This is a genomic window from Buttiauxella brennerae ATCC 51605, assembly GCF_001654925.1.
GTDB classification, from domain to species: Bacteria; Pseudomonadota; Gammaproteobacteria; order Enterobacterales; family Enterobacteriaceae; genus Buttiauxella; species Buttiauxella brennerae.
This window is the reverse complement of the sequence record NZ_LXER01000022.1, coordinates 183,356-202,378: the sequence shown is the minus strand read 5'-3', so window position 1 is coordinate 202,378 and position 19,023 is coordinate 183,356. Positions and strand designations below refer to the sequence as shown.

General features: G+C 49.6%; 18 protein-coding genes. 10 read left to right on the top strand and 8 right to left on the bottom strand.

The features are described from left to right. Positions 1 to 171: 171 nt before the first annotated feature. Complete coding sequence (locus tag M975_RS14055) at positions 172 to 1,476, top strand: MFS transporter (protein WP_064560386.1); 1,305 nt, start codon at positions 172 to 174, stop codon at positions 1,474 to 1,476. Here the strand turns inward: M975_RS14055 and M975_RS14050 are convergent. The 5 genes from M975_RS14050 to trxC all read right to left on the bottom strand — a co-directional run bounded on the left by M975_RS14050 (position 1,473) and on the right by trxC (position 7,212). Further along, positions 1,473 to 1,796: a YfiM family lipoprotein gene (locus M975_RS14050; RefSeq protein WP_064560384.1), complete on the bottom strand. Its 324-nt coding sequence runs from the start codon at positions 1,794 to 1,796 to the stop codon at positions 1,473 to 1,475. The genes M975_RS14055 and M975_RS14050 overlap by 4 nt on opposite strands. 59 nt (positions 1,797 to 1,855) lie before the next feature. Further along, entirely contained in the window at positions 1,856 to 3,211 is a 1,356-nt protein-coding gene (pssA, locus tag M975_RS14045) for a CDP-diacylglycerol--serine O-phosphatidyltransferase (RefSeq protein WP_064560382.1), read from the bottom strand. A 114-nt stretch (positions 3,212 to 3,325) separates the two neighbouring features. Beyond that, complete coding sequence (locus M975_RS14040) at positions 3,326 to 5,986, bottom strand: bifunctional acetate--CoA ligase family protein/GNAT family N-acetyltransferase (RefSeq protein ID WP_064560380.1); 2,661 nt, start codon at positions 5,984 to 5,986, stop codon at positions 3,326 to 3,328. Between the two features lie 32 nt (positions 5,987 to 6,018). After that, positions 6,019 to 6,720, bottom strand: coding sequence for a tRNA-uridine aminocarboxypropyltransferase (locus M975_RS14035; protein ID WP_064560378.1), 702 nt, complete (start codon positions 6,718 to 6,720; stop codon positions 6,019 to 6,021). 72 nt (positions 6,721 to 6,792) lie between these two features. Continuing rightward, positions 6,793 to 7,212 (bottom strand): thioredoxin TrxC, encoded by a 420-nt coding sequence (gene trxC, locus M975_RS14030; RefSeq protein WP_034461817.1) that lies wholly within the window; start codon positions 7,210 to 7,212, stop codon positions 6,793 to 6,795. Positions 7,213 to 7,422: 210 nt separating this feature from the next. Here trxC and M975_RS14025 point away from each other — a divergent pair, with 210 nt between their 5' ends. Next, complete coding sequence (locus tag M975_RS14025) at positions 7,423 to 8,484, top strand: tRNA/rRNA methyltransferase (protein WP_064560377.1); 1,062 nt, start codon at positions 7,423 to 7,425, stop codon at positions 8,482 to 8,484. 54 nt (positions 8,485 to 8,538) lie between these two features. On the opposite strand, the gene ung is transcribed toward M975_RS14025, so the two are convergent. Further along, on the bottom strand, positions 8,539 to 9,219 hold the full coding sequence (ung, locus tag M975_RS14020) for a uracil-DNA glycosylase (protein WP_064560375.1): 681 nt from the start codon (positions 9,217 to 9,219) through the stop codon (positions 8,539 to 8,541). A 320-nt stretch (positions 9,220 to 9,539) separates the two neighbouring features. Here ung and grcA point away from each other — a divergent pair, with 320 nt between their 5' ends. Next, positions 9,540 to 9,923: an autonomous glycyl radical cofactor GrcA gene (gene grcA, locus M975_RS14015; RefSeq protein WP_064513139.1), complete on the top strand. Its 384-nt coding sequence runs from the start codon at positions 9,540 to 9,542 to the stop codon at positions 9,921 to 9,923. Positions 9,924 to 10,099: 176 nt separating this feature from the next. On the opposite strand, the gene srmB is transcribed toward grcA, so the two are convergent. Beyond that, entirely contained in the window at positions 10,100 to 11,422 is a 1,323-nt protein-coding gene (gene srmB / locus M975_RS14010; RefSeq protein ID WP_064513137.1) for an ATP-dependent RNA helicase SrmB, read from the bottom strand. Between the two features lie 133 nt (positions 11,423 to 11,555). On the opposite strand from srmB, the gene trmN reads away from it, so the two are divergent. After that, positions 11,556 to 12,293 carry a tRNA(1)(Val) (adenine(37)-N(6))-methyltransferase TrmN gene (trmN, locus tag M975_RS14005; protein ID WP_064560373.1) on the top strand — a complete coding sequence of 246 codons (738 nt, stop codon included), beginning with the start codon at positions 11,556 to 11,558 and terminating at the stop codon, positions 12,291 to 12,293. On the opposite strand, the gene nadB is transcribed toward trmN, so the two are convergent. Next, entirely contained in the window at positions 12,278 to 13,894 is a 1,617-nt protein-coding gene (gene nadB / locus M975_RS14000; protein WP_064560399.1) for an L-aspartate oxidase, read from the bottom strand. The two genes, trmN and nadB, sit on opposite strands and share 16 nt — an antisense overlap. Positions 13,895 to 14,249: 355 nt before the next feature. Here nadB and M975_RS23595 point away from each other — a divergent pair, with 355 nt between their 5' ends. The 6 genes from M975_RS23595 to lepA all read left to right on the top strand — a co-directional run bounded on the left by M975_RS23595 (position 14,250) and on the right by lepA (position 19,020). After that, positions 14,250 to 14,306 (top strand): hypothetical protein, encoded by a 57-nt coding sequence (locus M975_RS23595; RefSeq protein ID WP_370090880.1) that lies wholly within the window; start codon positions 14,250 to 14,252, stop codon positions 14,304 to 14,306. A 22-nt stretch (positions 14,307 to 14,328) separates the two neighbouring features. Next, positions 14,329 to 14,904, top strand: a complete 576-nt coding sequence (gene rpoE / locus M975_RS13995; protein ID WP_064560370.1) for an RNA polymerase sigma factor RpoE — start codon at positions 14,329 to 14,331, stop codon at positions 14,902 to 14,904. A gap of 30 nt (positions 14,905 to 14,934) precedes the next feature. Next, positions 14,935 to 15,582 carry an anti-sigma-E factor RseA gene (gene rseA, locus M975_RS13990; RefSeq protein ID WP_064560368.1) on the top strand — a complete coding sequence of 216 codons (648 nt, stop codon included), beginning with the start codon at positions 14,935 to 14,937 and terminating at the stop codon, positions 15,580 to 15,582. Beyond that, complete coding sequence (gene rseB, locus M975_RS13985; RefSeq protein WP_064560366.1) at positions 15,582 to 16,538, top strand: sigma-E factor regulatory protein RseB; 957 nt, start codon at positions 15,582 to 15,584, stop codon at positions 16,536 to 16,538. Before rseA ends, rseB begins: the two co-directional genes overlap by 1 nt. Beyond that, positions 16,535 to 17,014: a SoxR-reducing system protein RseC gene (gene rseC, locus M975_RS13980; RefSeq protein WP_064560364.1), complete on the top strand. Its 480-nt coding sequence runs from the start codon at positions 16,535 to 16,537 to the stop codon at positions 17,012 to 17,014. The genes rseB and rseC overlap by 4 nt, the downstream gene beginning before the upstream one ends. A gap of 206 nt (positions 17,015 to 17,220) precedes the next feature. After that, positions 17,221 to 19,020 (top strand): translation elongation factor 4, encoded by a 1,800-nt coding sequence (gene lepA, locus M975_RS13975; protein WP_064560362.1) that lies wholly within the window; start codon positions 17,221 to 17,223, stop codon positions 19,018 to 19,020. Positions 19,021 to 19,023: the final 3 nt, after the last annotated feature.

Genomic DNA, 19,023 nt, shown 5'->3' with positions numbered 1-19,023 from the left:
GTTTTATGCAATTTATGAAAATTCACCGACTTGCAGATAAAAAGATTAGCTTGCTCACAATTCTTGACGTAACTACCTCGAAACAGACAACTCTGAATAGCATCTAAATAATCACCTGCTTTACTGGATCTTTGGGCTTTACGCTTATTCAGGAAGACAGGGGATTAAAAAATGACTGAAACAGCAACAACACATCAGGACAGCGGAACGCTGACAGGTTCAGATACACGTCGTCGTATTTGGGCAATTGTGGGAGCCTCATCGGGGAATCTGGTTGAATGGTTTGATTTCTATGTCTACTCATTCTGTTCACTCTACTTTGCACATATCTTCTTCCCTTCGGGCAATAGCACAACACAACTTCTACAAACTGCCGGGGTATTTGCCGCAGGTTTTTTAATGCGCCCGATTGGTGGTTGGCTGTTTGGTTATATTGCCGACAAGCACGGGCGTAAAAACTCGATGCTCATCTCTGTTTGCATGATGTGTTTTGGATCTCTGGTAATCGCCTGTTTGCCCGGTTATTCCTCGATTGGCACTTGGGCACCGGCACTTTTGTTGCTGGCTCGTTTATTTCAGGGGCTATCTGTTGGAGGGGAATACGGTACGAGTGCAACTTATATGAGTGAAGTTGCAGTAGAAGGGCGGAAAGGTTTTTATGCGTCGTTTCAATACGTAACACTCATTGGTGGGCAGCTTTTAGCGCTACTCGTTGTGGTTGTACTTCAACAAGCTCTCAGTGACGGAGAGTTGCGTGAATGGGGGTGGAGGATACCTTTCGCACTGGGCGCAGTACTTGCTGTTGTCGCTCTCTATTTACGCCGTTCATTAGATGAAACTTCAGATAAAGCGACTCGGGAACACAAAGATGCAGGGACTCTGGGTGGGCTTTGGAAAAACCGCAGAGCCTTTATTATGGTACTCGGGTTCACAGCCGGTGGATCGCTAAGCTTCTATACCTTCACAACTTACATGCAGAAGTACCTGGTAAATACTGCAGGTATGCATGCCAACACAGCCAGCGCATTAATGACCTTCGCATTGTTTATCTTTATGTTGGTGCAACCCTTCTTTGGTGCGTTATCCGACAAAATAGGTCGTCGAAATTCGATGCTTTGCTTTGGTGGCCTGGCAACGGTGATGACAGTACCAATTCTGACTGCTTTACAAAGTGTTAGCTCACCTTATGCCGCATTCGGTCTGGTCATTCTCGCGATGCTGATCGTCAGTTTTTACACTTCAATCAGTGGTATTTTGAAAGCCGAGATGTTCCCACCTGAGGTACGTGCATTGGGTGTTGGTCTTTCGTATGCGGTTGCAAATGCCTTGTTTGGCGGGTCGGCTGAATATGTTGCACTCTCACTTAAATCCATCGGAATGGAGACTGCATTTTTCTGGTATGTCTCAGGAATGGGGGCGCTGGCGTTCCTGGTATCGCTATTGCTACACCGCAAAGGGAAGGGCATCAAACTCTAATATTTAGCGAATTGCCATATTGCATAGCCGGTGACTGCACCGGCTACATCCCATGTGAAATCTTTCCAGCTCCATCCACTTCCAGCCGGGCGGCTATCCCATAATTCTTTCGTGGCCCCAAGACTTACCGAAAATAAGAAACCAAAATTCGCACTACGGGAGTCACTCCAGCCCTGATGCTGGCCATATTCGTTCCCTGCTGCGGATAAAATAGCCGATGCGATAAAGTGCTGTGCTTTATCCTGACCATGCCATTGGTCTTGTGCCATATGGCTGCAACCGCTAAGTAGGAATATTGAGGGGAGTAAAAAACGCAGCATTCATGATCCTCTGGCTACAAAAAAACCCTGCAAGCAGGGCTTTTCAGTATAGCGATGAATTACAGAATACGACTTATCAAACGGTCTATACGGATACGGCGTAAGCGGCGAATAAGCTTGCGCACTTTAACCGGATATTCCGCGATGCTCTGCAAATCACGATAATGCTGAACGACCGTGGTGTGAGTCCGAATCAAATCTAATTCATGGTCACGCTGCGCCGTCAGTTCCTGTTTTGGATCGTGAATAAGAATCGCATTCTCCAGATCCAGTCTCCACGCTCGCGGGTTGAGGTTATTACCGGTCAGCAGCATCCACTCTTCATCGACCCACATGCCTTTGAGGTGATAGCTGTTATCAGCATCTTTCCACAGTCTCACGATCAACTGTCCGCTGTTAACGTAATATTGCAGACGGCTCAGAAAACGACGAAGGTTTATTTCATAGAGATAAGGTAAGGCACCGATAATTTTAAACGGTTGATCTTCCGGAATATAAAAATCATTCGCAGTTTTATCACCGACAATAATCTCGACCTGCTTCCCTTCGCGTAAGAGTGTAATAATATTACGCACCAGCACCGCAGGAAGGTTGAAATAAGGCGTACAGATAACGAGTTTCTGCTCGGTACACGGCATTAAATGATAGATGGTTTTATTGAGCAGGCTAGCTTTACCCAGCCCGACTAACGGCGTAACGGCAAGCTGTTCGTTATCGGCATTACCCTGGAAATGAAAACTAGCATCTCGCAGTTCCTGGCGGAACAAACGAATATCATTTTTGATCTCTGGGCTTTTTGGCCTGTGTAGTTTATCCAGGCGATGTACCGCACGACCATGTACCAGATTTTCTTGCATCCAGTTATACATGATGTCGGAAAGCTGCGGGTTACAGATGACCTGATAGCGGTCATAACGATATTTATCATGCTGATGCAGATAGACGTCATTCACACTGGCACCGCTGTAAATCACGCAATCATCAACAATAAAACCTTTGAAATGCAGAACGCCTAATGCTTCGCGCGTGTTCACTGGCACGCCGTACACTGGAATATCTACGCCGGGATACTCCTCTGTCATACGATGATACCAGTCAGCATTGGTATTGGTCGCGGCGGCTCCGATACGGCCTCGCTGCGCGCGATGCCAGTCCACCAGAACAGTCACTTCAATTTCCGGGCGTTGCTGTTTTGCCTGGTAGAGTGCGGTTAACACGGCTTTACCAGCATCATCTTGTTCAAGATACAATGCGACAATACAGATGTGGCGAGTTGCGCTCGCAATTTTTTGCAGCAGAACTTCACGGAAATCCGCTGGGGAGAAAAGGGTCTTTACATCATCAACTGACTGAGAAAGCTTCGGCAATTGGGCAAGGTGTTGTTGATGTTTATTACGTTTAAATTTAGACAACATCACAGTGCGTATCTTCTCTATTCATTGGATGGCCTTCTGCAAAATCCAGACGTCAGAACCTGCTGATAATACCACTACTGACCCGCAAAGTGAGTAAGTTTTCCAGTACCTTACTCACGAATCTATGCTTTTTATCAATGGAAGAGCCAGACTTACGATGCCATCTTCCAGTTGTATATCGACATCAAATCCGAGTTTTCTGGCCAAAGTGACCATGCCACGATTGTTCGGCATCGTAATGCCATTTAATCTTTGCAGCCCATGATCGCTGGTATAGGCAATCAGTTTTTCCAGTAATCGGCGCCCCAATCCCAAACCCTTCAGGTCAGAACGAACCAGCACGGCAAATTCCGCATCAATATTATCGGGATCAGAGATCGCGCGTGTGACGCCGATTATCTCACTCTCGCCATTTTGTTGGCGCACTGCGACGAAAGCCATTTCTCGATCGTAGTCGATCTGGGTCATATTGGCTAAATCTTCATGGGTAAATTCGTTGATCTCACTGAAGTAGCGATAGTAGAGATCTTCTTTGGTAACCAGAGAAATAAACTGTTGAAGCAAGGGCTCATCTTCCGGAAGGATCGGGCGGAACAGGCATTGCTCGCCGTTCTTGAGAGTCACATTTTCTTCAAGTTGGTACGGATAGGGGCGGATCGCCAATCGCGTTTCTGCATCTCCGTCAAATTTACCGAGCTGCAAAGTCACGTCCAGAAGTGTGAATTCATTACCGGAGGCTAAAAGGGGATGAATATCCAGACGGCGGATTTCCGGGCAATCCACAATCAGGTTTGAAACCTGCACCAGTACCTGGCTGATACCGGGCACATCTAACGGGCGTAATGCGCTGCGCCCACGTATTTTTCCGCTTTTGATCGCCTGAATAACCAGATAACGGGCAAGATTCATATTGAGTGGCGGCAAGGCCACCACAGCCTGCTGATCGGGGCGCCACTCGACGCCGCCTTCGCCCAGCATAATCAGAGGGCCAAAGACGGGATCATGCTCAACCACTATCCGCAGCTCCTGTGCACCCGCTCGGTTAGCCATACTTTGGACCAACAACCCGTGGATACGTGCCTGTGGCCAGGTCATTTTCACACGATCAATGATGGCATCAGCGGCTTGTTGAACCTCAGTAGCGGTTCTCAGGTACAGCATGACACCCTGAACTTCAGATTTATGGGGAATATCAGGGGAGCGTAATTTCAGGGCGACCGGGTAACCAATCTGTTCGGCAATATGCACGGCTTCCGCGCTATCACCGGCAATCCAGGTTGGCAGCGTGTTTAGCCCGTACGCTTGTAAAATAGGTCGCACTTCATGGGTATCGAGAGAGGTGGCTCCTTCGGTCAGTGCTTGTTGCAGGAGAGCATGAGCTTCACTGGCATTGGCTTTCAGATTGGCAGGTAACGCTGGCGTTTCACGCAGCTGCTTCTGATTTCGACGATATTCCACCATATGCATAAATGCGGTGACCGCACCTTCAGGTGTGCGGTAAGTCGGGATACCCGCGTCACTGAACAATCGCCTGGCTTCCTGAGAGGAAAACTCGCCACACCAGTTGGTTATTAACGTGATGTATTTGCCACGGGGATGTTTGCGTATTAAATCTATTAACGCAGTGGCGCTTACAGTTCCAGGCGCCGCAGCACTTGGGGCATGAATAATCATTAACGCATCAAAATCCTGGCTATCCAGCAGCGTTTCAACCGCGTGCAGGTAGCGTTCTGGAGTGGCATCGTCGCGTAAATCTAACGGATTACCACTTTCAACACTGACAGGCAAAGCGCTCCTGAGCTTATCGAGTATTTCATCATTCAGTGACGCCAGTTTGCCGTTGCGCAGCCATAGCTCATCCAATGCCAGGGCGGCGGGAGCTGCACCATTGCTGATAATCATTAAGCGTTCACCGCGTAATGGCCTCATATGGCTTAGCGTCTCTACCGCTGAGAACAGCTCATGAGTGTCCTGAACGCGCAATAGACCAGCACGTTGAATGGCGGCATCCCATGCGGCATCGAGTCCGATATGGGTTTTCAGCAGTTCTTGTGCTTTGGCACTGCGGCCGCTTTTAATCACCAGAATCGGTTTGTTACGCGAAGCACTTCGCGCCGCTGAAACAAAGCGACGAGCGTCGCTCAAATGTTCCAGGTAAAGCAAAATGGCGCTGGTTTTGGTATCGCGAGCCAGGTAATCCAGTAGCTCATCAACATCAATATCGAGACTGTCACCGAGCGCGATAAACCATGAGAAGCCCATTTCACGTTGCTGAGCCCAGTCCAGAATAGTGTTCGAAACCGCCGCTGATTGCGAAATAAAGGCCAGTTTACCTTTTTGAATTGGGACGGGTGAGAAACTCGCATTCAGACCTTGCCATGGCGCAAGCAAGCCGAGGCTGTTTGGCCCCAGCAGACGCATTTGCCATTGAGTGGCGCAGGCTAATAATTCAGGGAGTTGCTCAGGTGGGGCAGAGAGAATGATGCAGGCTTTACAGCCTTTTTCACCCAGAGCTTGCAGCAGTTCGAGATTACGTTTTGAGTTAGTGCAAATGACGGCAAGATCGGGCGGAAAAGGGAGGCTTGCGATATCAGGCCAGGCAAGAACGCCGCAAACCGCTTTATGGCTGGGCGTCACAGGCATCACCGGGCCATTAAAACCTCCAGCCAGAAGATTGCGCATCATTAAGTAGCCTGCGCGATCGGTTTTCGCAGAAGCCCCGACAACAGCGATTGATTTGGGACGCAGTAGCGCCTCCAGCCCACGTTGACTCATTGCTCTCTCCCCTGAGAATTAACTCAGTGAGTTTAAACGCTTTCTGGTTCCGCTGCTGTGATGCTGGACTGATGATGGGGTTTGCCTGCCAGATATCGCTCACGAAATAGCGTGAAATGTTCGGTCAGCCCAACAGCTGCGTGTTCATCGCCGGCCAGTGCGAGCAAGGCTGCTGCGACTTCTGCGGTGCAGTATTGCCCGTCAGCATGCGCTTCACGGAGCCGATAAGCAGAGACAATACTCAAGTCCACTGAAATGACCGGAAGATTGTCCAGGTAAGGACTCTTGCGAAACATTTTACGCGCTTCAGTCCATGTGCCGTCGAGCATGATGAAAAGCGGTGGTTTGCCACTTTTGGGCGGCACGGTCAGCACTTCGCGCCCGGCGCTTGCATAAGAAGCGGGGAACACAACCATCGGTTGGTAATCCGGGGAGCTGACTAAATCGAGCAGAGCCTGCGGTGGTTCGGTTCGCGACCACTGAAAAGCTTCGGTATCCGGCAAAATATCTGCAATGAGTCGCCCGGTGTTGCTTGGCTTCATCGGTTCGGTGTCGAACATCACCAGGCAGAAGCGGCTACGTGCATTTTGTGGCTGTAGTGTTTCGCACAGGCATTGTTTAAGCGGCAGCAAGCAACGCTGACAACGGCGGATGCGGTTACCACGAGCAAGGAAAGGGCGGGTTGCACGCGCCAGGCGTTCGGCACGAAGACGTAAGACGGCGTTTTCAGTCATCAGATAAACAAGCTTAAAAACGCCATTCTAACGTAGATGAGGTATCCGGGCACAATAAACGTGCCCGTGAAGTTAGATGTTTTCGTTCAACCAGCTATCAAACGGTGCTTTAGGCATCGCACCGTTTAGCATGTCGACCATTTCACCTTTTTTGAACACCATAATGGTTGGAATACTGCGGATACGGAAACGTGCGCTAAGTGCCGGCTCTGCTTCTGTATTCACTTTTACAAAACGCACTTTGCCGCTACGTTCTTCCGCAACATCTTCAAAAATTGGCGCGAAGTTCACGCATGGCCCACACCACGGTGCCCAGAAATCCACGACTACCGGTAAATCATCTTGCAGCAGTTTATCCAGCGTTTCGCTGGTGGCATTAATCACTTCACCATCAAATAGCTCATGGCCACAACGGCCACATTTCGCACCGTCATCAATACGCTCATCGGGGATGCGATTAATCGCCTGGCAGGCGGCACAAACGGTATTCATAGCTAACCTCTAAAGGATACGTTGTCTGAAAACAGTCAACTCGTCAGTAATGTTTCTTATATGTTAAATATTATCGGCGATTAATAGAGTACCAGCCAAGTGATTTATTCGATGGATATAATAGTTATTGGCTTTCGACCAAAGTTAATGGCTAAGCCGTGCCACATCGGGTAATCTGCGCGCCACGCGCTCAGCCAGGTGGAGAGAAGAATGAACGACGAATTTAAAGGTAAAAGCGGCAAGGTCAAAGTGATGTATGTCCGCGGTGACGATGACAGCGAAAAACGCAGCCAAAACCCGCGCACAGGTAAAGGTGGTGGGCGTCCGGCGGCACCGTCACGTGGTGAGGGCCGTCGTGGTCCACGTCGCGATGATAAGCCTGGCGCCGGGCGTGATCGGAATCGTAGTGATGATCGTGACGATCGCGGTGATAACCCGTGGCGTACGGTTTCACGACCGCCAAGAGAAGAAGTAGTTGAAGCAGGCGAACAAATGGGTGCCAATGGCAGACCAATTGTTGACCCTGAAGTGATTCGCCGCCAACGTGCGGAAGAAACTCGTGTTTACGGTGAAAATGCTTGCCAGGCGCTGTTCTTGAGCCGCCCTGATTGCATCGTACGCGCCTGGTTTGTCCAGAGCGTGACTCCGCGTTTCAAAGAAGCATTACGTTGGATGGCAGCAAACCGTAAAGCCTACCATGTGGTAGATGATGCTGAGTTAGTGAAAGCATCAGGTACTGAGCACCACGGTGGCGTTTGCTTCATCATTAAAAAGCGTCGTGGTATCACAGTTGATAGCTGGCTTTCTAAAGCTGGTGAAGAAGATTGTGTGCTGGCGCTGGAAAACGTGGCTAACCCGCACAACCTCGGCGGCATTATGCGCAGCTGCGCACACTTCGGTGTGAAAGGTTTGTTGGTGGAAGATGCAGCAATGCTGGAGTCTGGTGCTGCTGTTCGTACTGCTGAAGGCGGTGCGGAGCATGTTGAAGCCATCAGTGGCGAGACTTTCGAAAACGGTCTGGAGCAATTCCGTAAAGCCGGTTATGCGATTGTCACAACATCAAGCCACAAAGGAACTCCGCTTTTCAAAGCTGAGTTGCCGAAGAAAATGGTTCTGGTGTTAGGTCAGGAACGCGAAGGCGTTTCCGATGCAACCTTCGAAAATGCTGATATGAGTGTGGCGATTACCGGTACTGGTAATGTTGAAAGCCTGAACGTATCAGTAGCAACTGGTGTGTTGCTCTCTGAATGGTGGCGTCAAAACAAAGCGTGATGCTCTGTTAATGATTGCTTTAAAAAGCCAGCGAAAGCTGGCTTTTTTGTCTCTTTAATCTGGCAATACAGGCGTCCAGTTAATCGCTGGCTGGTTGCGCTCAGTCAGATACTCATTAGTTTTAGAGAAGTGACCGCAGCCCATAAACCCACGATGTGCTGATAAAGGCGAAGGATGGGGAGCTTGTAAAACATGGTGGCGATTGCGATCGATAAAGCTACCTTTCTTCTGCGCGTGCGAACCCCATAGCAAAAAGACCACACCTTCACAGTGTTCGTTGATAAGCGCTATCACTGTATCCGTGAACGTCTCCCAACCTAATTTCGCATGCGAATGCGCATTGCCTGCTTCAACAGTCAGTACGGTATTGAGCAATAATACGCCCTGGCGCGCCCAGCTTTCCAGATAGCCGTGGTTTGGCCGCGTAAAATCAGCAATATCGGTCTGTAGCTCTTTATACATGTTGGCTAATGATGGCGGCACTGCAACGCCGGGGAGCACAGAAAACGCTAGCCCATGCGCCTGTCCTGGCCCATGGTAAGGGTCTTGACCAAGGATCACGACTTTCACATCACCCAGCTCAGTAAACCTGAAAGCGTTGAACACATCTTTCTGCGGAGGATAAACCGTGACTCCAGCAGCACGCCGTTCAGCAACTGTCGCCAGTATGTTTGTGAAATAGGTCTGCTGCTTTTCTTGCGCCAGCACATCGTGCCATGTGAGGGGGGTTGTCATCTCGCTCTCCTGCGATTCGGAATGCCACTAGCTTAACCACTTCTTTCTTCTAAGCAAAATGGATGAATGGCGGATAAGCGTGAAACCTAAAAAAATTTGAAAATTTACATAATTTTTAATTTTCACCAGCTTAGCTAAGTTGATGTAAAACAAATAAATGATATCATAGGCACATAGAAGGCATGGATTTAATTGATTTAAATCAAAGTTTGAAGCTGATTTGGCTAGTATAAAGATCAGTAACGCAACAATGGTTTTACCAATGAGCCAGTTTATGGCCCGAAATAGAATCACAAAATTAGCCCTTAGGGAGAAATAAAATGATTACTGGTATCCAAATTACTAAAGCTGCAAATGATTCACTCCTGAACTCTATCTGGCTGCTGGACAGCGAGAAAGGCGAAGCGCGTTGTGTTTGTGCTAAAGCTGGTTTTGCAGAAGACGAAGTTGTAGAAGTGAGCAAATTGGGTGAAATCGAATATCGCGAAATCCCAGTTGAAGCAAAACCTGAAGTTCGTGTAGAAGGTGGTCAGCACCTGAACGTGAACGTTCTGCGCCGTGAGACTCTGGAAGATGCAGTTAAGCACCCAGAAAAATACCCGCAGCTGACCATTCGTGTGTCTGGCTATGCAGTACGTTTCAACTCACTGACTGCAGAACAGCAGCGTGATGTTATTGCACGTACTTTTACTGCAAGCCTCTAATATCCTGCATCTCGAATTATTTCGGGTATACAGTATTTAAGATTTAAAAAGCCGGTGCTCATTGCACCGGCTTTTTTATGGCTTTGAGTCAGTAACTGTTATGAAACGGTTAAAATGCTAACTTAGAACGTAAAAAAACCGCCTCCATGGAGACGGTATTTATGATCGCTGACGATTTATTCAGCTGAATCGGTTTTCGCACTGCTTGGTTTACGGCGCTTCCCGACATTCTTTTTATCGCGCAGACGAACTTTCACACGCGGTTTTTCTTTATCGTCTTTCTTCTTCTCTTCGCGCTTAGCGAGCACTTTCTTCGACGGCTTACCAGTGAGTTTCTCACTTGGTGCGCGGGTCGTTGGGCGCAGCTCTTCGATAATGCGCGCTTTCATTGGTTCTTTCATGTAACGCGTAACTTTGCCAAGCAGCAAATGGTCATGCGCTTCAACCAGGGAAATAGCGATACCTTTGAGGCCAGCACGGCCTGTACGCCCGATACGGTGCAGGTAAGTGTCAGCAGTACGCGGCATATCGAAGTTGAACACGTGGCTCACTTCTGGAATATCGATACCACGAGCGGCAACATCGGTCGCAATCAACACGCTCACACGGCCATCAGTCAAACGCTTGATAGCTTCGGTACGCTTCATCTGCACCATTTCGCCTTCGAGGTAGCAGGTGTTAATACCCGCTTCACGAAGCCACGCAACCAGTTCATGCACACGGTCGCGTTTACGGACAAACACGATTGAACGTGTAGTGTCTGGTTGCTTAAGCAAATGCACCAGCATTGCCGTTTTATGCTCAACGTTGTCTGCGCGGTAGTACCACTGGTGGATTTTCTTGCGCTCGCGAGTTGAGGAGGTTGCAGAAACTTCTACCGGATCTTCTAACAAACGCTCTGCGAAGTTCTTGATCGCGTCGCCTTCAAGCGTTGCGGAGAACAACATGGTTTGTTTGCGCCAGCGTGTTTCAGCAGCAATGGTTTCGATATCCTGCGCAAAGCCCAGATCCAACATGCGATCGGCTTCATCAAGAATCAGTGTCTCTACCGCACGGCAATCAAAGTTTTCTTCTTTGATGTATTGCAGCAGACGACCCGTCGTTGCAACAACAATATCCTGATTTTCGCTGAACACTTCCGCGTGGTTCATATAAGCCACGCCACCGGTGATGGTTGCGATATCAAGATGTGTATGTTTTGCCAGTTCACGAGCGTGATCGGCCACTTGCATTGCCAGTTCACGCGTTGGCGTGACGATCAAAATACGTGGTGGGCCAGATTTCTTACGCGGGAAATCGACCAAATGCTGTAACACAGGCAGCAAATAAGCGGCTGTTTTACCGGTACCGGTTGGCGCGGAACCGAGGACATCACGCCCTTCAAGTGCAGGTGGAATGGCGGCAGCCTGAATAGCTGTCGGGCGGGTAAAGCCCTTGTCCTGGAGCGCGAGTAACAAACTCTCGTCAAGTTCCAGTTCGGAAAAAGTGGTTACAGTCATGGTCTTCCTCTATGTAGGGCGCCGATTATAGACGTTATGGCTGCGATCTTCATCTGTTTGTGTGGGTAACTGACGCTTTTCCTGGCAGCGAGTTTCCCCTATGCTACACCCGTTTCTCTATAGGGTAGCTAAGATGTGCAGTCAAAAAGCAGTATTGCGTCGTGATGGATTCACCTTTAAACAGTTCTTTGTCGCGCACGATCGATGCGCAATGAAAGTTGGTACAGATGGCACATTGCTTGGCGCCTGGGTGCCTGTGGCAAACGTGACTAGCGTATTGGATATCGGCACAGGTAGTGGTTTGCTGGCGCTGATGCTTGCGCAACGCACTCCGGATAATGTCACGATCGATGCTGTGGAACTTGATCCCGTTGCCGCTGAGCAAGCTGCGGAAAATGCCAAAGGTTGCCAGTGGGCCCCGCGCATAACAGTGCATTGTGCAGATATCCGCGAATGGGCTGAGCAGGCGACACAGCGGTATTCGCTGATTGTCAGTAATCCGCCATTCTTTGAGCAGGGCAGCAATTGTGCATCGGCAGAACGTGCACAGGCGCGCTACACCACGACATTGGATCATAGCGCGTTGTTAAACAGCGCAACGCAGTTAATTACGGAAGACGGTTTTTTCTGTGTAATCATGCCTGAAACGGCGGGAACGGCGTTTACTGAACTGGCTAAAAAGCAGGGATGGCATGTTCGTTATCGTACCGACGTTGCTGATAACGAAACGCGCTTGCCGCATCGTGTCATGCTGGCGCTGTCACCGACAGACGGTGAATATTATACCGATCGATTAACGATTCGCGGGCCAGACCAGCAGTATTCAGAAGGCTACTGCAGCCTGACCCAGGATTTCTACTTATTTATGTAGAGTGGCGAGAGAATGCTTGGCCCGGAGTTTTCGGCCAAATCCGGGTAGTCCAGCGTGTAGTGCAGACCCCGGCTTTCTTTCCGCATCATGGCGCAGCGCACAATCAACTCTGCAACCTGCACCAGGTTGCGCAGTTCCAGCAAATTGTTCGAGACACGGAAGTTGGCGTAGTACTCGTCGATTTCTTGCTGCAACATGGTGATACGGCGCAATGCGCGTTCCAGGCGGCGCGTCGATCGCACAATACCGACGTAATCCCACATAAATAAACGCAGCTCATGCCAGTTATGCTGAATAACAACCTGCTCATCTGGGTTATCGACGCGGCTATCATCCCAGTCGGGTAATGACCTGGAAATGCGGGCGTATGGCATACGCTTGATAATATCCTCTGCCGCTGACCAACCATAAACCAGGCATTCGAGCAGTGAATTTGATGCCATACGGTTTGCGCCATGCAGGCCGGTATAAGTCACTTCGCCGATAGCATAAAGCCCGTCAACATCAGTACGCCCATTCTCATCGACCATTACGCCACCGCAGGTGTAGTGCGCAGCAGGAACGACAGGCACCGGTTCTTTGGTTATATCGATACCCAGTCCCATCAGTTTTTCATAGATAGTCGGGAAATGATGGCGTACAAACTCTTCCGGTTTGTGGCTGATATCCAGGTACATGCAATCTGCACCCAGGCGTTTCATTTCATGATCGATGGCGCGTGCCACGATATCTCGCGGCGCCAGTTCACCACGCTCGTCAAAATCAGGCATAAAGCGCGAGCCGTCCGGGCGCTTGAGATAGGCTCCTTCACCGCGCAATGCTTCGGTCAGCAGGAAATTGCGCGCTTGCGGATGGAAGAGAGCGGTAGGGTGGAACTGATTAAATTCCAGGTTGGCGACACGGCAACCCGCACGCCAGGCCATGGCAATACCGTCGCCTGAAGAGATGTCCGGGTTTGTGGTGTACTGATAAACCTTTGATGCGCCACCGGTGGCTAAAACGACCGCTTTTGCACGGCAGGTTTCTACTTTTTCGCGGTTGCGGTTCCAAATCCAGGCACCGACAACGCGACGCGTGCCCGGCAGGCCGATTTTGTCCGAGACAATAAGATCGACTGCATTGCTGCGTTCAATGACGCGAATATTAGGGTGGCTCAGTGCCTTGCCGACGAGTGTGGTTTCAACTTCTTTACCCGTTGCATCAGCGGCGTGGAGAATTCGGCGATGGCTGTGTCCACCTTCGCGGGTCAAATGATAACTTTCCGCACCATTTGCCTGAATTTCGGTATCAAACAATACGCCCTGGTCGATTAACCACTGCACGCAATGGCGCGCATTGCTGGCGACAAACTCTACCGCATCCCGGTCACAAATACCGGCTCCGGCAATAAGCGTATCTTCAACATGTGAATCGATGCTGTCCGTTTCATCAAACACGGCGGCAATACCGCCCTGAGCATAGAATGTTGAGCCTTCATTGATTGGGCCCTTACTCAGAACAATAACTTTGCTGTTTTCGGCAAGCCGTAAAGCAAGAGAGAGGCCAGCAGCTCCGCTACCGACGATTAATACATCACAAGCTAGTTCGGAATTTGCGTTCATCGTGTTTAATTTACTAAACAAAGGTTGGGCCAGCATATCACCCGATGTGGGCTCTAACACGCTTTTTTTGAACCAGCGTTATATGAACTAAACAAGATGGAGGAGATCTCAGTTTCATCTGAATTGTTTGCGTAAATAAACCATATTTAGGGTTTGGTCACCCTTGAGGGCAGATTTTCTGATGAAAAATCATGATTCATGCGATACTCTGCATGCAGTTTAGCGATCGCCTTTTAGGATAAAAAAGGTGTCACGGTTTGTGCCACGAAACTTATAATCAAGAAGAGATAATTCGTGAAACAGATCAGGAAAACAAAGGCGTAAGGGAACTTTGCTCAAATCGAGCGTTCCAACCGTGAACTTGCTCATATATGCAGAGTTCGGGTGGCTTTTCAATTACGCGTGGAAATAGGTTTGGGGAGACATTACCTCGGATGAGCGAGCAGTTAACGGATCAGGTCCTCGTCGAACGGGTCCAGAAGGGAGATCAGAAGTCATTCAATTTACTGGTGGTTCGCTATCAGCATAAAGTGGCGAGTCTGGTTTCCCGCTATGTGCCTTCAGGGGACGTCCCTGATGTTGTGCAGGAGTCTTTCATTAAAGCTTATCGCGCAATGGATTCATTCCGTGGTGATAGCGCGTTTTATACATGGCTGTACCGCATAGCGGTCAATACAGCAAAAAATTATCTGGTTGCCCAGGGTCGCCGTCCTCCATCTAGCGATGTGGATGCAATTGATGCGGAAAACTACGAAAGTGGCAGTGCATTAAAAGAAATTTCGAACCCTGAGAACTTAATGTTGTCTGAAGAACTGAGACAAATAGTTTTCCGTACTATTGAGTCACTCCCGGAAGATTTACGTATGGCAATTACGTTGCGGGAGTTGGATGGTTTGAGCTATGAAGAAATAGCCGCCATCATGGATTGCCCTGTAGGGACTGTACGTTCTCGTATTTTCCGTGCACGGGAAGCTATTGATAATAAAGTTCAACCGCTTATCAGGCGTTGACGATAGCGGGTTACTGGAAGGGTATTAGGCATGCAGAAAGAACAGCTTTCCGCTTTAATGGATGGGGAAACTCTGGATAGCGAGCTGCTGAGCGTCTTATCACAAGACAAATCATTGCAGCAAAGCTGGGAGAGCTACCACCTAATCCGCGATACGATGCGCGGCGATACCAGTGAATTACTTCATTTTGATATTGCAGCCAACGTCATGGCCGCAATTGCAGATGAACCTGTGCGTCAAGTCACGCCACTGATTACTGAACAGCAACCTGAACCTCAGCAATGGCAGAAAATGTCGTTCTGGAACAAGGTGCGTCCGTGGGCTAGCCAACTCACCCAAGTGGGTGTTGCAGCATGCGTATCGCTTGCAGTAATTGTTGGTGTGCAGCACTATAATGGCCAATCTGACAATCCTGCTCAACCCGAGGCTCCGGTGTTTAACACCTTGCCGATGATGGGTAAAGCGAGTCCAGTAAGTTTGGGTGTGCCGTCTGATAGTACAGCTAGCACAGGTCAGCAGCAGGTACAGGAACAGCGTCGACGTATCAATGCTATGTTGCAAGATTACGAATTGCAGCGTCGTTTACACGCCGAGCAACTCCAGTTTGAACAGGCACAAACCCAGCAAGCTGCGGTTCAAGTGCCAGGAAACCAAACTTTAGGAACTCAATCGCAGTAATGAAGCAACTTTGGTGTGCCCTGTCTCTTATGACAAGCAGCCTGTTGTTCACCTCAAATGCCTCGGCGGACACTGTTTCGTCCGGGGCATTGTTGCAGCAGATGAACCAGGCGAGTCAGTCACTCAATTATGAGTTGGCATTTATCAGCATCAACAAGCAGGGGATAGAGTCTTTACGCTATCGTCATGCAAGGCTTGATAATCGTCCACTTGCTCAATTGCTCCAGATGGATGGTCCGCGCCGGGAAGTTGTTCAGCGTGGCAGTGAAATCAGCTATTTTGAACCGGGACTTGAGCCGTTTACGCTCACCGGGGACTACATCGTTGATTCGCTCCCATCAATCGTCTATACCGATTTCAAACGCCTGACACCGTATTACGACTTCATTTCAGTCGGGCGGACGCGTATTGCTGATCGCCTGTGCGAAGTGATTCGTGTTGTTGCGCGAGATGGTACGCGTTACAGCTATATGGTATGGATGGACTCAGAAACCAAGTTGCCAATGCGTGTCGATTTGCTCGACCGTGATGGTGAGACGCTGGAACAGTTCCGCGTGATCTCCTTCAACGTCAGCAATGAAGCAAATGGCATGATGCAGAGTCTGGCAAAGGCGAATTTACCTCCGTTGCTGTCAGTGCCTGGTGCTGAGAAAATTAACTTTACGTGGACGCCAACTTGGTTGCCACAAGGTTTCAGCGAAGTTTCCAGCAGCCGCCGTCCATTGCCGACCGTTGATGTGCCGATTGAATCGCGCCTCTATTCCGACGGTTTGTTTAGCTTCTCGGTCAATATTAGCCGGGCTGCTGCTAATAGCACCGATCAGCTACTGCGTACCGGTCGCCGCACTGTTAGCTCTGAAGTTCGTGATAAAACAGAAATCACTATTGTTGGCGAATTGCCGCCACAAACGGCAAAACGTATTGCTGACAGTATTAAATTCAGGGCAGGGCAATGATCAAAGAATGGGCGACCGTTGTCTCCTGGCAAAATGGTGAAGCGCAACTTAGCTGCGACGTAAAAACCTCCTGCAACAGCTGCGCTTCCCGCGCAGGTTGTGGCAGTCGCATACTCAATAAACTCGGTCCACAGACCAGTCACACTTTATCGGTTGCTTGCAATACACCGCTGGTGGTGGGTCAAAAAGTCGAGTTGGGTATTACGGAAGGCAGTCTGATCGGCTCAGCGTTGCTGGTTTATATGTCACCGTTAGTCGGTTTATTTCTGGTATCAGCCCTTTTCCAGGCGCTGTTTGGGACTAACCTTGCGGCGATTTGTGGTGCTGTGTTAGGGGGCGTCGGCGGTTTTCTTATCGCACGAGGTTTCTCTTTAAAACTCAGTCGCCGCGAAACCTGGCAACCCGTTATACTCAGCGTTGCTTTGCCACCAGATGCGTTTAGAGTTGAAACCACGTCTTCTGCGGATAGCCAGTGAATTCTCTGCTGTCTGCTATCCGTTTGACACACTTTCCCCTCGGCTTTTCATCGCTCAGCTAAGCTTGCATGATGACCTGTTTCCCCGCTTTCTCGTTGTAGTGTAGAATGCGGCGTTTCAGGCAAAAGACAGCCATTGACATCACGCTCTGTACAGCGCATTGCGCCGAGCTTTCCCGGATTTGTAAGGCATAAAAACCTCTAACTATGAAGAATATACGTAACTTTTCTATTATTGCCCACATCGACCACGGCAAATCGACGCTGTCTGACCGTATCATCCAAATTTGCGGCGGTTTATCTGACCGTGAAATGGAAGCCCAGGTTCTTGACTCCATGGATCTGGAGCGTGAACGTGGTATTACCATCAAAGCGCAAAGCGTAACGCTGGATTACAAAGCATCAGATGGTGAAACTTACCACCTGAACTTCATCGACACCCCAGGCCACGTTGACTTCTCTTATGAAGTTTCCCGTTCCCTTGCGGCGTGTGAAGGTGCATTGCTGGTGGTGGATGCCGGGCAGGGCGTAGAAGCCCAGACGCTGGCAAACTGCTATACCGCGATGGAAATGGATCTGGAAGTAGTTCCAGTTCTGAACAAAATTGACCTGCCAGCAGCCGATCCTGAGCGTGCAGCGCAGGAAATTGAAGATATCGTTGGCATCGACGCCGCTGATGCTGTGCGTTGCTCGGCAAAAACGGGCTTAGGTGTTACGGATGTTCTTGAGCGTCTGGTGCGTGATATCCCAGGCCCTGAAGGTGATCCTGAAGCACCTTTACAGGCACTGATCATCGACTCATGGTTCGATAACTATCTTGGCGTTGTTTCTCTGGTGCGTATCAAAAACGGTACCATGAGAAAAGGCGACAAAATCAAAGTCATGAGCACCGGCCAGGTTTATAACGCTGACCGCCTGGGCATTTTCACACCGAAACGTGTTGATCGTGATGTGCTGGGCTGTGGGGAAGTAGGCTGGTTGGTTTGTGCTATCAAAGACATCCTCGGCGCACCGGTCGGCGATACCCTGACCCTTTCGCGTAACCCGGCAGATAAAGCGCTGCCAGGCTTTAAAAAAGTGAAGCCTCAGGTTTATGCAGGTCTGTTCCCGGTTAGCTCTGACGATTACGAAAACTTCCGTGATGCGCTCGGCAAACTGAGCCTGAACGATGCTTCCTTGTTCTATGAGCCAGAAAGCTCAACGGCGCTGGGCTTCGGCTTCCGCTGTGGCTTCCTTGGTCTGTTGCACATGGAAATCATTCAGGAACGTCTGGAACGTGAATACGATCTGGATCTGATCACCACTGCGCCAACCGTAGTTTACGAAGTTGAAACGACTACGGGCGAGACAATTTATGTTGATAGCCCATCTAAGCTGCCAGCACTGAATAACATCGCCGAACTGCGTGAGCCGATTGCAGAATGTCACATGCTGATGCCACAGGAATACCTGGGCAGCGTCATCACATTATGTATCGAAAAGCGTGGCGTACAGACCAACATGGTTTACCACGGTAACCAGGTTGCGCTGACTTACGAAATCCCGATGGCAGAAGTGGTACTCGACTTCTTCGACCGTCTGAAATCAACATCCCGTGGCTATGCTTCTCTGGATTACAACTTCAAACGTTTCCAGACCTCTGACATGGTGCGTGTTGATGTACTGATTAACGGCGATCGTGTTGATGCCCTGGCGTTAATCACACACCGTGGTAACTCGCAGTTTCGTGGCCGTCAACTGGTTGAGAAAATGCAAGAGCTTATCCCGCGTCAGCAATTTGATATTGCGATTCAGGCGGCGATCGGCGCACACATCATTGCGCGTTCAACCGTTAAACAGTTGCGTAAAAACGTTCTGGCAAAATGCTACGGCGGTGACGTAAGCCGTAAGAAAAAGCTGTTGCAGAAACAGAAAGACGGTAAGAAGCGTATGAAGCAAGTCGGTAACGTCGAACTGCCTCAGGAAGCGTTCCTGGCCATTCTGCATGTCGGCAAAGACAGCAAATAAATT

Coding starts and splice junctions, on each gene's coding strand:
- rseC (WP_064560364.1), top strand. CDS start 16,535: ATGATCAAAGAATGGGCGACCGTTGTCTCCTGGCAAAATGGTGAAGCG.
- trxC (WP_034461817.1), bottom strand. CDS start 7,212: ATGAATACCGTTTGTGCCGCCTGCCAGGCGATTAATCGCATCCCCGAT.
- M975_RS14040 (WP_064560380.1), bottom strand. CDS start 5,986: ATGAGTCAACGTGGGCTGGAGGCGCTACTGCGTCCCAAATCAATCGCT.
- trmN (WP_064560373.1), top strand. CDS start 11,556: ATGTGCAGTCAAAAAGCAGTATTGCGTCGTGATGGATTCACCTTTAAA.
- lepA (WP_064560362.1), top strand. CDS start 17,221: ATGAAGAATATACGTAACTTTTCTATTATTGCCCACATCGACCACGGC.
- srmB (WP_064513137.1), bottom strand. CDS start 11,422: ATGACTGTAACCACTTTTTCCGAACTGGAACTTGACGAGAGTTTGTTA.
- grcA (WP_064513139.1), top strand. CDS start 9,540: ATGATTACTGGTATCCAAATTACTAAAGCTGCAAATGATTCACTCCTG.
- pssA (WP_064560382.1), bottom strand. CDS start 3,211: ATGTTGTCTAAATTTAAACGTAATAAACATCAACAACACCTTGCCCAA.
- M975_RS14025 (WP_064560377.1), top strand. CDS start 7,423: ATGAACGACGAATTTAAAGGTAAAAGCGGCAAGGTCAAAGTGATGTAT.
- M975_RS14035 (WP_064560378.1), bottom strand. CDS start 6,720: ATGACTGAAAACGCCGTCTTACGTCTTCGTGCCGAACGCCTGGCGCGT.
- rpoE (WP_064560370.1), top strand. CDS start 14,329: ATGAGCGAGCAGTTAACGGATCAGGTCCTCGTCGAACGGGTCCAGAAG.
- nadB (WP_064560399.1), bottom strand. CDS start 13,894: ATGAACGCAAATTCCGAACTAGCTTGTGATGTATTAATCGTCGGTAGC.
- rseA (WP_064560368.1), top strand. CDS start 14,935: ATGCAGAAAGAACAGCTTTCCGCTTTAATGGATGGGGAAACTCTGGAT.
- M975_RS14050 (WP_064560384.1), bottom strand. CDS start 1,796: ATGCTGCGTTTTTTACTCCCCTCAATATTCCTACTTAGCGGTTGCAGC.
- rseB (WP_064560366.1), top strand. CDS start 15,582: ATGAAGCAACTTTGGTGTGCCCTGTCTCTTATGACAAGCAGCCTGTTG.
- M975_RS14055 (WP_064560386.1), top strand. CDS start 172: ATGACTGAAACAGCAACAACACATCAGGACAGCGGAACGCTGACAGGT.
- ung (WP_064560375.1), bottom strand. CDS start 9,219: ATGACAACCCCCCTCACATGGCACGATGTGCTGGCGCAAGAAAAGCAG.